The following is a 16,514-nucleotide window of genomic DNA, read 5'->3' as shown; positions in this document are numbered from 1 at the left end:
CTTCTAAGAATAGATAACAACTGAGTGCTTGGCAACTCTTTTCCCTAATACCTTTTTGTGACAGCTTTTGTCCAATGGTCCCGCCTTGTCACACGATGCGGGTTTTCTAGGCTCTCGATCATGGATTCTAAGCTTTTTTTTCTAGTTTCATCCATGGCTTCATTTACGTGTTTTCGCATTGGACACTCAGAACCCAGTTCACAGCAATAAATTTCCTGACAAGTTTCTTTAATCTTGCGTAATTCGGGAAAACTTTCCCAAAGCTCAACAGGTGTCAGGTGTAAAATCCCCCATTCTTTGACCCCAGGGGAGTCGATGAGGACCGTGTTTTCTTCCAAAAACAGAGCAAAAGAATTGGTAGTGGTATGTTTTCCTTTTTTGGTGGACCCACTGACGAAGTTGGTCCTCTGCACTGTCTTTTTATGGAGGTGGTTCATAAGAGTTGATTTGCCCACTCCTGAATTCCCGCAAAGGAAGGTGCGTTTCCCACGAATCCGTTCCCACAAAGGTTGGATGGATTCCTCCGAAAGAAGAGACACACTGAGTACCTCGTAACCTAACTCTTTATAGTAAACTTCCCTCTCTTCAATTTCTTCATCCGAAATTAAATCTTTTTTTGTAAAAATGATCAGTGGGGGAATTTCTGTTTGGTAAGAAGCGGCAAGCAATCGATCAATAAATCCCGGTTTGGTTTCTGGGTCTTTACAAGAAGCAAGGATCGCCACTTGGTCCAAGTTGGCACATAACACATGACTGTCGCCACGGTCACTTTTTCTGGAAAGGTAGTTCTTTCGTTCCATTCGTTCCGAAATGACCCACTCTTCCCCAGAAGATTTTTCTGCCAAAACCAAGTCCCCCACAACAAAGGGATGCCTTTCGTTTGAGTTCTTTAATCGCAACTTACCCTTGAGAACGGCGAGGGCATAGCTAGTTTCTTCTGAATAAATTTCATAATAAGCTCCGAAGATACGAGCGATTGTAAATAGTTCTTTACCCAAGTAGAATCTGCACCAAAATAATCTAGTTCTTACATTCTATACAGATGACATGCAAACACAAGTTTTCTTTCCCTTCGGAATCATAATCCTTTCTGCTTTTGGTTGGTTTGGATTTGCTTATGCTTTAAGCAGTGTAGATTCCACAAAAATTTACTCTCTATTTGCGACTCTTTTGGGACTTATCACCCTTATGGTTTTGTTCTTTTTACGAAAAAAACCATTGCCACAAGGTATGGAGAAACCCAAAAAACGAGATGAACTTGTCCAAAACCTATTTGCCTTAGAAAAATTCAAAGAAGAACTCATTTCCTTCAACGACCCAGACCAAATCAGCCAAACCATCAGCCAGTTCCTTGCCTCCAAAATCCCTGCGGAGTTTGTCCAAGTTTATACTTGGGATGAAAGAGAAGGCCAATTCCGACCCAGACCTTTTTTAGAATCACTCGACCAAAAGTTTTCTAATTTACCTTCTCTTCCTGTATTCAATCCTTTTTTACTTTGGCTTTCCGAACGCGAAGGAATCCATATCAAAGAAAATTTCATCCAGTTTGCTTCTCCCAATCATGAAAAAATTGCCAAACAAGCATTAAACTTTTTTACTGAAACCAAATCAGAGTTAGTTGCCACTCTTTCCATCAAATCAAGTCTTGTAGGTTTTATCTTACTGGGAAAACACAAAGAAGGAAAAATTTATGATATAGAAGAAATCGAAATCATTTTAGAAATTCTTTCTGTTTCCCTGATGTCTTTGTCCAATTCCATGATCTACCAACAGTTACTAAACTTAACTGAAACTTTGGAAGCAAAGGTAAGAGAAAGAACGAAAGAATTAGAAGAAACCCAAGCCCACTTGGTACAATCAGAAAAGATGGCTTCTCTTGGTGTGATGGTGGCAGGTATCGCCCACGAAATCAACACACCTGCTGCTGTGATCAATGGTTCAGCGGACAACTTGGATGCAAATTTAGTTTATGTATTATCGCATTTGGGTGACATCTCTCAACTGATTCAGAATCCTGATTTTCGTTCTATCTATTTGGACATTTTATTTAGTTTTGTGAAAGAGGATCCAGCCTCAAAGATCGATCCTAAAGACAAATTCAAACTCAAAAAAGAAACCAAGTTTCGATTTATCCAAGATGGAATCCCTGAAAATGATGCAACGGATCTAGCAACCTTTATCATTGACCATCATCTTTTGCATATGCAAGAAGAACTCATCCGTATTTGGAAGGCCGGCGGGAAAGAAACTTTTGAGATGTTAAAGAATACTTTGAGCCTGCAAAGAAATATCAAAAACATCAAATATGCAATTCGTAATATAGTTAGGATTGTCAAAGCACTCAAGTATTACTCTCACCTTGGGCAAGCATCTTATGCGGAATCTGACCTTCACGAAGGATTAGAAAACACTCTTGTGATCATGCAAAACCAAATCAAACACGGAGTGGAAATTGAAAGGGCCTATGGAAGTATCCCTCCTGTAAGGTGTAATATTGATGAACTAAACCAAGTTTGGACAAACCTAATCACCAATGCCATCCATGCGATGAAAAAAATAGAACATCCCAAACTCATCATTTCTTCTAAAATGGTGGGGGAAGATTATGTATTGATTAGTTTCGAAGACAACGGTTCGGGAATTCCAATCGAAATCAAAGATAAAATTTGGGATCCATTTTTTACAACCAAAGACCAAGGCGAAGGAACAGGGCTTGGACTTGGAATTGTCAAAGGAATTATCGAAAAACACAAAGGAAGGATTGAAGTGGAATCTTCTCCAGGAAAAACAAGGTTTATGGTTTATTTACCGTTAGTTGGTCCTGGAGATGTTCCGAGTATCCCGAAAGAAATCTTTCGGGAAATTCGTGGTTAAGAAAAAATTGGTTTTCCCGGTTGGTTTAGAAGTTTTTCCCAACTTTCTTTTGTTTGTTCAAATTTTTTGCGGAGAATTCCCACTTCTTTTTCGTTGGAAGATTGTTTTGCCTGTTTCCAATTTTGGAATTCTTTGATAGCAGTTTCCCTAAGGTTGGTTAGTTGCTCTTCCCAATGACGGAGTTTTGATTCTTCCAAATTCGTAAATTGGTTCAAAGTTTCTTTTTCTTTTAAATACATTGTCTTCTGAAGGATTTTTTCTTCAGAAACTTTTTTTAAGTTATACGTAAGACCCAAAAAAGACAAACCTTTAATCATCCATTTGGATGGATCATAATCAAACCAACGAATCCCATTTCGATAATCTGACTGAAACTCATGGTGAAAATTATGAAAACCTTCACCAAACGTAAAAAAGGCGATGATCCAATTATCTCTTGCTGTTTGTTCTTTAGAAAAAGTTCGTTCTCCCCAAACATGACATGCACTGTTGATAAAAAAAGTAAACTGATGAACTACAAAAAGTCGAAGGAAACCAGCGACAAAAAATCCTTCTAAAAACGATCCCCAAATCATTGTGATAAGACCAGGAAGGATAAAACACATAAAGATAGAAATGGAATAAAAATGTTTATGTTGCCAAAGAACCAGCGGGTCATTTACCAAATCCTGAACACCTTGTTGGACATATTTACGTTTGCGAAATAACCAACCAATGTGAGCAAACCAAAACCCTTTTTTGATCGAATAAGGATCTTTGTCAGTATCTACAAAACGATGGTGGATACGGTGGTCTTCGCTCCATTCCAAAGCAGTGGATTGAAAAGCCGCCGCTCCAAAAAGAAGTAACCAAAGTTTAACGGGTGTTTTTGCATCATAAGCTTTGTGAGAGAAAAGTCTATGGTAACCTACAGTGATTCCCATTCCTGTCGCAAAAAAATAAAATACAAACAGAGCCCAAGTTCCAATGTGAACGGAATCATAAAGATACAAGTAGAGAGTTCCGAAAATCCCTACTAGTGGATAGGTTAGTAAAAAGATCATAGTCACCCAATCAATGGGAGCTTTGGTTTTGATTTCAGCTTGTGTCGTCATAGAGAATTCCTGTTTCATGGAGTGGGAGTCCCAAACCAGGATTCTGGTTGCAAAAAAAATGAGTACAGAACGTTACAAACCGGGATTTTTAGAACAATGGGGACGCCGAGTTCTCATTTCGATCCATTCCCATGCGAAAAAACCCGAAAATTCCGACAAAAGTTTTGCCTCCCAATCCAAAATTCTTTTGCTTTGGGGAGTTTTTCTATGCTTTTGGATAGGATTTTTGCCATCGATTTTCTTCGTTTTCCTCTCCACTTACCTTCCTCCACTTGTGTTTTGGCCTTTGGAAACTCATTCAATCATCACGCTTACAGAGTTTGTTTTTCTTTTGGCTCTAGTCACTCTCGTTGAGTTTTATCTCCTCTTTCGATTGGGATTTTATCTTTCCTATCGGATGGCACAGTATGCAGACATTGAACTGGCCGAAGAACCGGAACTCATCACACCCATTCCTGGAATGATGGCTAGGTTGGTTTTAGAAATTCCCGATCCAAGAATTCGATTGTATGGAATTGATCCTTACAAACATCTAAATGAACGCGCCCTATTCTTTAGGACTGTTTTATACAAAAGCAAAGTTTTTCTTTCCAACATCTTCGCCAAACTTCTATTAAAGGTATTTTTAGGAAGAACGGGACTTCGTTTTTTAATTGAATACGTCTCCGGGCCAATTACTGGAATCTGGGACAGTGTCACAACTTATTTGATTTTAGTTGAGTTACGCAAACGCATCATTACACGGAAATTGTCGGATGCGATGTTACTCAAAATCAAATCGAAACAAGGTTCCGAAGTATTCATTGAAACCACGCTACGTGCAGTGGCAATTTCCATTGTATTCACAAAAACCTTTCACCCTAACTTTGAATATTTGCTCTTTGGATTGATACGGCTTTTACCAAATCAAGACAAACTGACCAACTTAGATGACTGGACCGAGTTTGTACATTTATTCCCAAAACTGACAAAGGAAGAAAGGAATTGGCCGATCGCAATCTTTGCCCTTTGTTCCACATTTGATGGATCCTTAAATCGGGAAGAATTGAATGCGTTTCAAGACATCACTGATCTTTCTCCTTCTTGGCTTTTGGATCGGGTCCGTCATTTAAGTGAAACCATCCGAAAAGGAGAACTTTCAGAATCTTTGCTTTGGATGGAAAAAATCCTTCCCGAAGAATTCACTCAATGAAAGACTAGAATTAGTCTAAATATAAAGGAGATCAGCATGGCACAAGTAACACTCAAAGGAAATCCCGTTCCTCTCGAAGGAAACCTTCCCAAACCGGGGGACAAAGCTCCCGACTTCCGAGTCGCCAAACAAGATTTAGGTGATTTGACTCTAAAAGATCTAGCAGGAAAGGTAAAAATCCTTGTGGCGGTTCCCAGTTTAGATACAGCCGTCTGTGCCCTTGAAACCAAAAAGTTTAACGAAAGAGCAGCCAAAGAAGATGGAATCACGACTCTTATCATCTCCGGTGACTTACCGTTTGCAATGAAACGATTTTGTTCTACGGAAGGAATCGATTCTAAAAACTTAATCACTGGTTCTCAGTTCAAAGATTTTTCTTTTTCCAAAAATTATGGAACCCATATCGCTGGTGGCCCACTTGCTGGCCTTTCTGCACGAGCCGTATTTGTTGTGGATAAAGACGATATCATCCGTTATACGGAACTTGTGCCGGAAATTGGTAGCGAACCAAATTACGATACTGTTCTTGCCGAAGCTAAGAAACTCGTTTAGTCAATTCATGAATTTGGCAAGGGAGGTTATTTTCCTTTGCCAAAACATTGATCTTTGAAACCAAATCCTCATCAAAACTAAAAAATACAACTTTCCAATCTTCTTCTGCATTGGTTATACATTGCAAAGTGTATGCAAGCGCCACATCTCTCCGACTAACATCCATGTGCCGAAAAGGTTCATCCAACAGAAGATAAGGCAAATTGAACTGTTTCCCGATGCGAAACGCATATTCCAAACGAAGAACATAAGAAATTTGTTCCTTGGTCCCTGTGGATAAATTTGTAAATCCTTGGCTAGAATTAGAAGAATCTGTGGTGATTTGAATTTCATCGGAGAATCCATTCCATTGGATTTGTTTTGTGGGAAGAGATCCTTTTAGTGCATCCATTCTTGTTTGTAATGATTTCACAAGTGAGGACATTTTATCTGTACTTTCCAATTGCATCTCAGAAAAAATATCTGCTAATACTTCCAAAGCCTGGAAGTTTTTTTCTAATTCATTTTTCTTTTTTTCTTTTGTTTCTAAATCACGTTTGTTTTGTTCCCATTCTTTTTGCGCAGGTAAGATTCTGGACTCCAAAACAGCTTTCCCGGTATCCAATTTTTTTTCTAACTCAACAAGGTTCCTTTCGATATCGCGAATTTGAATAGAAATTGTTTGGATTTCATTTTCTAATTTTTGTTTGGCGGCCCTATCTTCAGAAGAAAAGGTTTTTGAAATTCCTTTTTTTTCCAGATCCATTCGTTTTTCTTTTAGGTGAAGTTTTAAATCTTCTAAATCATGAATTCCCCATTTTTTGGACTCAAGTTTTAAAGATTCTTCCAGTGTTCGTAACTTTTCTTGTTTCAAGCGAATTTGAACAAATAACTCAGTCAGTTCTGAAAGGGAATTTACTCCAGATTCTCGCAAAACAACCGTTAGCTCTTTTTCTTTTTCTAAAAGAAGTTCCTTTCCTTTTTTTTCTTCTATGCGAATCAAATTGATTTCTTCTTCTAAACTAGTGATGGCCGTTTGAAAGTTGTCTCCTTCCAGTTTATGTTTTGTGTATTCGCGGTCAAATCGTTGGAACACTAAGGTGATTGATTCCATAGTCAGTGAATCGGGTTTCCATTCACCTAAAGTTTTGGTTTCCATTTCCGTTGCGATCCGGTGAACCATTTGATTCCATTTGGGTTCATCCCGTTCAAGTTTGATTTCTTTTGCTCGAAAAACAAAAAACAAAGCAGCGCTTAAAAAGAAAATTGGAAGAGAATACATCCAAACCCCAAAATCGGTGAATAAGGAAAGGATCAAAGAAAAAATCCCAAAAACACCAAATCCTCCCGCCAAACTTCTGTACAATGGATTCCAAATGATTTTTTGTACCACCGGTGATTCTTCTTGAAATTTGCGAATATTATGTTTCCAAGTTTCAAAAAAATCAAAATAGGATTCTAATTTTTTTGATTTTTGTTCTGATAAGGATTTTTGACTCAGAGAAGATTCTAATTTTTTTTCTAATTGCAAAAATCGCTCTTTTGAAAGAGATAATTTTTGTTCGATCGATTGGATTTCTCCATCAATTTCTTTTGAATTTTGATCTCCATTTGATTTTAGAATTCTTTCTTCTGACTTTGATTGGGTTTGCAGTGTTTCCCATTGTAACAGTTGGCCGTACACTCTGTCCACTTCCGCAAATTGTTCAGTTTCTTTATACTCTTCTAAACGTTTTTGTTGTTTTGTTTGTTCTTCTAAAGCTGAAGACAGTTCTTCTTTTCGTTTTTGACGTTCGATTTCCCAAGTTGGCAACTCGACAAATTGAGAGGAGATCCTATTTAAATTCAGCTCAGACTCATCAAACTTTTGTTTGGTCGTCGTAAGATCCAATAAAGTTTGGTTCCATTCTTTTGCGGATTTTCTTGTTCCTGTTTTTGTTGAAAGTTGTTCCACTTGTTCTATGAGTTTGGCAGGATTATATCCACTATCGAATATAGTTTGTTCAATGGTACTAATCAGTTCTTTTTCAGAACCTACATCCATATTTCCTTCTCTAATGACTAGCGAGTTCAAATATAAATTCTGAGAAAGAGAAAGTTTGGGAATTCCTAAATCAGAATTTCTTTCTGGTTTGTATCTCGCATTGAGAAGAGCACCATACTTTGTACTTCCTACAACTTTCACGAGAGCCGATACAAATGCATCCAGGATGGTTGTTTTACCCGATTCATTGGGACCTGTAAACACAGTCACTTTTTCAATAGGAAATTCATTTTTGGAAAAGATACCGAAGTTTTCTATTTTTAATTTCATCGATTTTTCTTTCCTTCTAAAATCAATCGAATGCCTGTGACACGAGTGTGTCTCCAAAGACTAGGATCCATTTGTCCTTTTCTTTCATTCATCTTATCCAAAAACTGTTTTACAAATTCATTTTCCGAAAGGTGTTCGAAAACTGTGATTTGTGATTCATCGGGATCAAACTCCAAAATCCGAAATTTGGACTTCCAATCGCGAAGAACTGCCTCTTGAAATTTTTGTTTTTCCGACATCGAATCAACATATCCAACAAATCGAAAGACAATCCAATCGTTAGGATTTGTTCCCGCTAAATAAGTTTCGATACTCTCTTCTGGTTTTCCTTCCGTATCCAAAGAAACAATAATTTCCCTATATTCGCCGGCAGATTTCCAATAAACCGATTCCGTACGAATTGTACGGTCTTCGACATGAATAAAAATCCCACCTCTTTGTCCGATTTCTCCTTTTCTCCAAACACGGGAAGATCCAGCATAACCAACATTACACTTTCCTACAGTTCCCATTCGTGCTCTATGGAGATGCCCAATGGCAAGATAATCCAAATCTAAACTTTGAATTAAATTGGGATCTAAATAAGAACCGCCCTCTTCTTCTTCCTCACTAAGCCCAGTAAAACTCATTCCTGAAACAGTTCCATGAGCAAGTCCAATCCGAAGTTTTGTTTGTTTTTGGGGAGGAGGAGAAAGTAACAATTCAGAATAATTTTCTTGGTGGGGAATGGATAAAAATTCGATCCCACCATCTTCCAATAAAAAATAAGGAGTTTTATCTAAAACTTTTACTTTGGAAGACCAATCATAACTCGTATAACTATTGTTATTTCTTTTTTCTAAAATTTCATGATTCCCTGGAAGAAAATAAATGATTCCTGAATAAGAGGATACTTCTTTTAGAAAATCCGAACGTAAACCTTCTAAATCGGGAAAGGTATTAAAAAGATCCCCACAAAAAAGAATACGATCACACTTCGTAGACTCTGCAGTTTGTAAAATTTCGCGTAATACGGTAAGGGAATAGGTCTTTTCCTCGGGGGAATTTTGGGAAAGATGGAGGTCGGATACTTGTAATAACTTCATAGAGTGGGTTTAGGGGAGAGTGTATCTCCCCCCTGGGACAAAATAAAGAAATTACGAAAAAAAAGCAAGGGAGCTGTTAGATCACTCGGTCTTTTTTGAACTCCGCAATTTTATCCTTGGAAAACCCCAATCCACCCAAAATCTCATCAGTATGCTCCCCATGTTCTGGTGGATCGTTTCTGTAGACAAATGGTGTCTCTGAAAAATGAAACGGAGACCCAAATTGTAAAATCGGTCCGTATTTGGGATGATTTCTTTCGATGACCATACCACGTTCTTTCATATGTGGATCTTCCGAAACTTCTTTCATATTGAGAATGGGAGATAGGCAAGCATCTGTATTATCAAAGATTGGTTGTAAATCGGAATAGGTTTTGGATTTAAAAAAATCAGTTAACTTTTGTTTAATGAGAGGAATATTTTCTTCATTCATGGGATGGTCTTTGGTTAAGTTTTCCATTCCTGCAGCTCGTAAAAAAGTTTGGAAAAACATATCTTCTAAGGCACCAAGTGCTACGTATCTTCCTTCTTTGGTTTCATACACATTATAGTTTGGTAATTTACCAGACAAAATATCATTCCCTGCTTCTGGAGATTTTTCCGAAGAAGATAAAATACCACCGTATAACGAAAGAAATTGAAGAGAAGCATCTGTCATTGAAATATCAATGCGTTGGCCTTTGCCCGTTTTTTCTCTAAAGTAAAGAGCTGCTAGGATCGCAGAAAGTGCTGTGAGAGTTCCTCCACCCACATCTGCCAATTGGAAACCAGCAGGCCTTGGAGGATTTCCTGTTTGGTCAAGGACTCCTGAGATCGCTAAGTAATTCAAATCATGTCCGGCAAAGTCTACGTATTTACCCGAGATGCCGTAGCCAGAAATTCCACAGTAAATCAAACGCGGAAATTTTTCTTTTAAGACATCATAACCAATTCCCATCTTATCCATTCCATCGGGACGAAATCCTTCGAGTAAAATATCTGCATCTTCTAAAAGTTTAAAAAGAATTTCTTTGGCTTGGTCTCGTTTGAGATTCAGTGTGATCGCTTTTTTATTTCGATTCAACATCATGTATAAGGCAGGATAACCAGTTTTTCCTTTGAACATCGCACGAGATCCATCATAGGCTCTTGGATTTTCAATTTTGATGACTTCTGCACCCATATCTGCTAAATGTTGCGAACATAAAGGGCCTGGAAGGAGTAAAGAAAGGTCCACAACTTTGACACCAGCAAGTGGTCCCTTAGAGGATTGATTTTGGTTTTGGCTCATTTGGTTTTATTGCATTTCCTGGAAATTTTTTTCTAATTTAAGCTATTTTTCTCGTAATATAGAAAGGGAGAACCCTAAATGGGTGCGATACGAGGACAAAAGGGAATCATGTTCAGAATCTGTATTTCCATTATCATCCTCACCTTCTCCACCCTCACCATTTCTTGCCAATCCATCACACCGCTGAATTTGCAGATGTTATTCGGTTCTTTTTTTGCTTCCACAACCGGGCAAGGATCTGTCATTTACGAAGCTCCGAATTTTTTATTCACGAGTGAAAATGGAAGACAAGCAGAATTCACAATTCGTTTGAACATAGAACCAAACAGTTCAGTAAGAATTGGCCCGATCACAGTCTCTGATCCCACAGAAGGTGTACTTTTATCATCAACTTTTCTGGATTTTTCTGAAGATAACTGGGACACACCGCAAATCATTCGTTTGGCGGGAGTGGATGATTTAATTGCTGATGGAAATCAAAACTACAGAGTTCAACTGGGAACCACATTAACTTCAGATATCCGGTTTTCTGCCCAAGGACTTCCTGTTTTACTCGTTGTGAATACGGATGATGAATCTTCCGGAGTGGCTGCAAGCCCTACTTTAGGACTCATCACTTCAGAAACGGGAGAAACCGGTACCATTGCTTATGTATTACAAACAAGGCCCATGCAAGATGTTACTATCAGAAATTTTGTTTCCAATGATACAACAGAAGCAACTGTCGCTGCAGTAGAGCTTATATTCACACCTAACAATTGGAATGTGCCACAAACTGTGATTGTCACTGGTGTGGATGATTTTAGTGTAGATGATAGTACATTTCAAATCTCAGCTGATCCCACTGTTTCGAATGATCCAGCTTATATGGGAAAACCAATTCCTATCATTACTGGAACCAATGTCGATGATGATGTGGCAGGATTTACTGTTATCAATTTATCAGGACTGACTACAACAGAAGCCGGGGGTGCTGTGAGTTTTGGGGTTGTGATGAATACATTGCCGACAAACTCAGTGACAATTCCTTCTATTGTGGCCACTCCCAGTTCGGAAGGAACAGCATCCCCTTCTTCTCTTACATTTGCACCTGGTGAATGGTTCACTCCTAAAATTGTTACTGTCACTGGGGTAAATGAATTTATCGTGGATGGTCCAAAAACTGTCTCAATCGTGGTTGGTGCAGCTACCTCTGCTGATACAGATTACAATGGTTTGGCGGGCCCAGTGTTTCCTTCTGTCACCAATACCGATGATGATGTTCCAGGATTTGTTCTTACGTCCCCAGGTAGTTTGACCATTTCTGAAAATGGAGGAAATCTCTCCTTTGCCATTCATCTTTTGTCCCAACCTCCTCCCGGTTTTACAGTAACACTGACAGGAATCTCGGAAAATAATGTGATCACCAATAGCAGTACTTCCAACTTGGTTTTTACAAATGCCAATTGGAATGCAGACCAATACGTCAACATCACCACAAATAACAATTCCATTGATGAAGACACAAGGACTGTCACATTGCAGTTTGGATCTGTTGATACTGGTGGGTCTGCCGATCCGGTGTATAATTCAGTATCACCACCATCATCAGTTACCATCTTAGTCACAGATGATGACACAGCTGGATTTACAGTCACTCCTGTCGGGGGTCTTGTGGTCCATGAAAATGGAACTCCTTCGACAGAAACCTTTACAGTCGTTTTAAATTCACAACCAACAAATTCAGTCAGCATTCCAAGTATCACATCCAACAATACTTCTGAAATTACAGTATCTCCGGCTTCTTTGAGTTTTACCGCTGGAAATTGGAACACTCCACAAACAGTTACCATATCATCAGTGTTAGATGGAGTGGACGATGGTGATCAAAATGTGAATATCTCTTTTGGAAATTCTACCTCTGCCGATCCAAAATACAATTCGATCGCTATTCCTGCTGTCACTGCCATCAATACGGATAGCAATGAACCTTTGGTTCGCATCCAAAATTTATCAGCATCTTCCATGGTTGAAAATGGAACATCCACCATTACATTTGAAATCAGACTTTCCTTAAAACCGAATGCTAATGTAACCATTGGGCCCATCACTGCTTCTGACGGAACAGAAGCGGTACTTCTCAATAGTTCTTCTGGGGTTGCCGCCTCAAGAACTCTTACCTTTACTCCGACAAACGGACAAGTCGCTAATTATTCCGGGAACACCAGTGATAGTGGATGGGATGTGGTACAAGTGGTCACCATTCGTTCCGTGGCCGATTCTTTTGATGATGGAAACATTCCTGTCACCATTCATATCCCACAAGCAAGTGGTTCTTACTTTAGCGGGCTTTATCCGACTGGAGCTCTTCCTGGTTATACAGAAGCTAGCGGGGATTTGGTGATCACCATCACTGATAATGATACAACAGGTTTTACTATCTCTTCTAATACACTGAACCTTACGGAAGGGGGAAGTGATGGAACCTTTACGGTTCGTTTGAATTCTGCACCTTGTGACACTCCAGGAAATTTAGCATCTTGTGCCACAGGTTCCGTTACGATCCCAATCACGGGTGAAACATTTAATTTACCCGATACAGTGCAGTATACTTTTTCTCCTGCCAGTTTGACTTTCACTCATACAAACTTTTCAACAACCCAAACAGTGACTGTAGTTGTGGTCAATGATTCCATCAATGAAACAAACACAAGAACTCACACACTGACTCTCGGTGTTATCTCCGGATCGGGTACTGACTATGAAGGAATGAATCCTTCTGATATCACCATTAACATTACAGACGATGACAATCCTTCCCCAAGTATTTTATTCACTTTGGATTCAGGACAACCATATTTCACAACAGAGTCTGGCCAATCGGCAATGTATAGCCTACGACTTGGGAGTCGCCCCATTCCGGGAAACCAAGTCACAGTTACTCTCGCCACATCCGATGCAACAGAAGGAATGATCAATGATGGAGGAACACCCGTTAGTTCCAAACAATATATCTTTGATGAAACCAATTGGAGTACATCCGTTCCAGTGGAAATCCAAGGTGTGTCCGATGCCTTAAGTGATGGTAACGTAAGTTATTCGGTGACAGTTAATGGAACAGAAACTGGTTCAATGCCTTCATGGTATGTTAGTTTTGTGGGAAGCACAGGAGACACAGCGACACTTGTCAACTATAGTACATCGGAAAATCCAGTGACAGTTGTCACTCCCACAAATATGACAAGGGCCGAAAACTCTGGGGCCTTTCCCATCTATGTACTTCTCAGCCAAGCACCGACTGATGATGTAACAGTTCCCATTTCGGTAACAACAACTTTTCCTTGCCAATTGATTGTGGCACCGAGTGTTCCACAATTTTCTATTTCCACAAGTTCTCTCACCATCACCAGTGCCAATTGGAATACCATCGGAGCACATAACACAATCACTGTGACTCCCAACGATGATGCCGTCGATGATGGGAATGTATCCTGTCCAATTGTTGTTGGTGTCCTTTCTTCCACCGATGGTTTTTATAACGGATTGAATCCATATCCATCTTCAAATTATCCTATGCTCACTTTAAATGATAATGATAGTGCAGGCATCACAACTTCTGGATTTACACCTGCAACAGTCATTACCTCACAATCAGGTGCTTCCTCCGAATTTTATATACATTTAGATTCACAACCCACAACGAACATCACAGTGAACTTTAACACTACACCTGGTGGACTTGTGAGTTTTCCGACAGCACCTCTTACCTTCACCCCAAGTAATTTTGGTTCGGGCCAACTGGTCACTGTGACAGGACTTGATACAGCTGCTATTGGTGATGTGAGTTATACCATTGCTTCCGTGGTCAGCTCAGGAGAAACAGGCACCGGCTTTACTCCTTCTACGATTTATACAGCCCTCACCCCTCTTTCCATCTCTGCTACTCATATCAATTTTATTTACGATATTGTTCCTTGTACAGATCCAAATCCTATGAATGTTTGCGGAACTTCAGCCAATAGTTCCGGAGGACTAGTCACATCACCTAACTTAATTACTACGGAAATTGGAGGCCAATCCAGGTTCCAAGTTCGTTTGCGGGCCAGACCCATTTCAAACGTGACCATTCCCGTCTCCAGTTCAAATGTGGCCGAAGGAACCAGTTCTGTCTCTAGTTTGGTTTTTACATCGAGTGATTGGAATACGTACCAAAATGTAGTCCTCACGGGAGTGGATGATTTTCTGACCGATGGAAATATTGCTTATTCTGTTTTATTTGGATCCCTCAGCGGTGGAGGGAGTGGATTTAACGGAGAATCTTTACCAAATGTATCTGTTACGAATCAAGATAACGATTGATTCGAATCAAACCCATTACTGCACATATCCTTGTTTCTTTAGAATCTCCAAAGCATCAGTTCCTAATTCTTGTTTCGAAGAATAAGATTTTTTTTGTCCACCTTCTTTCCAAAAATATACTTTTGCTTTGGGAGTGATGATTGGTCTTTTAGGTCCTGTTTCATATAACAAATCACAGTTGGACTTACAAGATGCCAAACTCACACCAAAGTATCCTGTAAAAATTTCCGATTTTGGAATTTGTTTTTTAGAAAACCAAACTGTAAATTCAGGAAAACTTACATCTGGATACACCTCAAAACTAATTTCAAAAGGATCTGTTCGTTTGGTTTGGATTTGAACCAACTTTCCTTTTTCTTCCAAAACCACATCATCGGGGTAAGATGCCATACGTATGGTTCCGCTAGGAATCCGAATTTGAACTTCTGTATCCTTTGATTCTGGCTGTATGGAAAGATGATATAACGGCAGTTTGGGTTCCATAGCTCGAATTTGTTTCCAAAACCGAAGGATTTTTTTTTCCAAATCTGGCTGCAATTTCATACCTTTGATCGCAGCAATATTTGTTATTCTTAATGGATTTTCTTGGTTTGGATCTTTTTTCGAATCCAAATACAAATAAAATTCACTCCCCACTGAACCTTGCCAAAATTTTCCAAGTTCATGAAAGCGGTAGGACCTTTGCAAAAGAAACTCATGTCCTTCCCCATACCCTTGTGTAAACCTGGTTTCACCATAATATGTTCGTTTGGTGGTCTCTTGAATCTCAATTAAAGACCGAAGTGATTTACCCTGTACAGATTTTGGAACAACCAATCCAGTATAATCCAAAACCGTTGGATATAAATCAATCGACCTCGTCATTGTCTCAATCGATTGTTTTTTGGTTTCATTCGGTAACTTAACAAGAAGTGGCACATGGATATTTTCTAAAAACAAATCCTGACCATGTCCATAATACGTATTGGTTCCCGTAAAAGGAGAAATTGCATGGGCGACATGCATCACCTCACCGTGGTCAGCTGTGATGAGGATCATGGTGTTGTCCCAAAGATTTTTGTTTTTTAGTTCCAGAAAAACTTTTCCGAGTTCCTCGTCCACAAAGGCAACTTCTCCAAGATAATTCATTTTCTTTTCATCCAAAACTTCTTTTGTTTGGATACGATTTGTGAATCCTTGCGGTGGTGTGTATGGTTTGTGCGGATCGTTATAATTTAAAAAAAGGAAAAAAGGTTTTTTATCGTTCGAAATTTCTTCCAATACTTCGAAAGTTTTTTTGGTAATTTTCTTTGTGTCTTCGTTATAATTGGAAAAGTCGTATAACGAATCAAAGCCGACATCAACTCCAAGACCAAATTTGTCCGTTAAAAACGGATTGTTACCCACCATATAAGTACCAAAAGCATTTTCTTTAAGTAGTTTAGGGAGAGGATGTTTTTCCGTCCGATAGAAGGATTCTACTTCCGATTTTGTGGTAGGATAATCCCAAAAATTAACAGGGTTTGCTGACGCATATTTACCCGTAAAAAATACAAGTGTAGAAGGTCTAGTCCAAGCGGCGTTGACTAAATGATACTTAAAAGTAACGGCATTTTCCGCAAACAAATCTAAGTTAGGTGTCACCCCATATTGACCAATGATATCACCGCGAAGCGAATCAATCACAATCCAAAGAACATTGGGACGTTTTGTTGTGTCGGGGAGATTGGATTCAGGTCCAGTATCTGAACCTGTTTTTTTACAAAAGGAAAAAGAAAGAAAACAGAATAGAAAAAAAAATGTTTTTAGTTTTATGGAAACAGATTTTGATTTCAAG

Annotated in this window: 10 protein-coding genes; 4 read left to right on the top strand and 6 right to left on the bottom strand. The window is 39.0% G+C overall.

Annotated elements, in window-relative coordinates:
• Positions 1-44: 44 nt before the first annotated feature.
• Entirely contained in the window at positions 45-998 is a 954-nt protein-coding gene (rsgA, locus tag EHR01_RS09765; protein WP_135694605.1) for a ribosome small subunit-dependent GTPase A, read from the bottom strand.
• A 49-nt stretch (positions 999-1,047) separates the two neighbouring features.
• Between rsgA and EHR01_RS09760 the strand changes: the two genes are divergently transcribed.
• Complete coding sequence (locus EHR01_RS09760) at positions 1,048-2,874, top strand: sensor histidine kinase (RefSeq protein WP_135694604.1); 1,827 nt, start codon at positions 1,048-1,050, stop codon at positions 2,872-2,874.
• On the opposite strand, the gene EHR01_RS09755 is transcribed toward EHR01_RS09760, so the two are convergent.
• Positions 2,871-3,968 carry an acyl-CoA desaturase gene (locus EHR01_RS09755; protein WP_135694603.1) on the bottom strand — a complete coding sequence of 366 codons (1,098 nt, stop codon included), beginning with the start codon at positions 3,966-3,968 and terminating at the stop codon, positions 2,871-2,873. The two genes, EHR01_RS09760 and EHR01_RS09755, sit on opposite strands and share 4 nt — an antisense overlap.
• Before the next feature lie 58 nt (positions 3,969-4,026).
• Between EHR01_RS09755 and EHR01_RS09750 the strand changes: the two genes are divergently transcribed.
• Both EHR01_RS09750 and tpx read left to right on the top strand, forming a co-directional pair.
• Entirely contained in the window at positions 4,027-5,160 is a 1,134-nt protein-coding gene (locus tag EHR01_RS09750; RefSeq protein ID WP_135694602.1) for an LBF_2804 family protein, read from the top strand.
• 36 nt (positions 5,161-5,196) lie between these two features.
• Positions 5,197-5,712, top strand: coding sequence for a thiol peroxidase (gene tpx / locus EHR01_RS09745; protein WP_135694601.1), 516 nt, complete (start codon positions 5,197-5,199; stop codon positions 5,710-5,712).
• On the opposite strand, the gene EHR01_RS09740 is transcribed toward tpx, so the two are convergent.
• The 3 genes from EHR01_RS09740 to EHR01_RS09730 all read right to left on the bottom strand — a co-directional run bounded on the left by EHR01_RS09740 (position 5,696) and on the right by EHR01_RS09730 (position 10,360).
• Positions 5,696-8,005: an ATP-binding protein gene (locus tag EHR01_RS09740; protein WP_135694600.1), complete on the bottom strand. Its 2,310-nt coding sequence runs from the start codon at positions 8,003-8,005 to the stop codon at positions 5,696-5,698. The genes tpx and EHR01_RS09740 overlap by 17 nt on opposite strands.
• Positions 8,002-9,090, bottom strand: coding sequence for a metallophosphoesterase family protein (locus tag EHR01_RS09735; protein ID WP_135694599.1), 1,089 nt, complete (start codon positions 9,088-9,090; stop codon positions 8,002-8,004). The genes EHR01_RS09740 and EHR01_RS09735 overlap by 4 nt, the downstream gene beginning before the upstream one ends.
• Before the next feature lie 76 nt (positions 9,091-9,166).
• On the bottom strand, positions 9,167-10,360 hold the full coding sequence (locus tag EHR01_RS09730; protein WP_135694598.1) for a CaiB/BaiF CoA transferase family protein: 1,194 nt from the start codon (positions 10,358-10,360) through the stop codon (positions 9,167-9,169).
• Between the two features lie 78 nt (positions 10,361-10,438).
• Here EHR01_RS09730 and EHR01_RS09725 point away from each other — a divergent pair, with 78 nt between their 5' ends.
• Positions 10,439-14,698: a beta strand repeat-containing protein gene (locus EHR01_RS09725; RefSeq protein ID WP_135694597.1), complete on the top strand. Its 4,260-nt coding sequence runs from the start codon at positions 10,439-10,441 to the stop codon at positions 14,696-14,698.
• Positions 14,699-14,713: 15 nt separating this feature from the next.
• On the opposite strand, the gene EHR01_RS09720 is transcribed toward EHR01_RS09725, so the two are convergent.
• Positions 14,714-16,513: a sulfatase gene (locus EHR01_RS09720; protein ID WP_135694596.1), complete on the bottom strand. Its 1,800-nt coding sequence runs from the start codon at positions 16,511-16,513 to the stop codon at positions 14,714-14,716.
• Between the last annotated feature and the right edge of the window lies 1 nt (position 16,514).

The organism is Leptospira mtsangambouensis (assembly GCF_004770475.1).
Classification (GTDB): Bacteria; Spirochaetota; Leptospiria; order Leptospirales; family Leptospiraceae; genus Leptospira_A; species Leptospira_A mtsangambouensis.
This window is presented reverse-complemented; position numbering and strand designations above follow the sequence as displayed.

Coding starts and splice junctions, on each gene's coding strand:
- EHR01_RS09730 (WP_135694598.1), bottom strand. CDS start 10,360: ATGAGCCAAAACCAAAATCAATCCTCTAAGGGACCACTTGCTGGTGTC.
- EHR01_RS09725 (WP_135694597.1), top strand. CDS start 10,439: ATGGGTGCGATACGAGGACAAAAGGGAATCATGTTCAGAATCTGTATT.
- EHR01_RS09760 (WP_135694604.1), top strand. CDS start 1,048: ATGCAAACACAAGTTTTCTTTCCCTTCGGAATCATAATCCTTTCTGCT.
- EHR01_RS09750 (WP_135694602.1), top strand. CDS start 4,027: ATGAGTACAGAACGTTACAAACCGGGATTTTTAGAACAATGGGGACGC.
- EHR01_RS09740 (WP_135694600.1), bottom strand. CDS start 8,005: ATGAAATTAAAAATAGAAAACTTCGGTATCTTTTCCAAAAATGAATTT.
- EHR01_RS09755 (WP_135694603.1), bottom strand. CDS start 3,968: ATGACGACACAAGCTGAAATCAAAACCAAAGCTCCCATTGATTGGGTG.
- EHR01_RS09735 (WP_135694599.1), bottom strand. CDS start 9,090: ATGAAGTTATTACAAGTATCCGACCTCCATCTTTCCCAAAATTCCCCC.
- tpx (WP_135694601.1), top strand. CDS start 5,197: ATGGCACAAGTAACACTCAAAGGAAATCCCGTTCCTCTCGAAGGAAAC.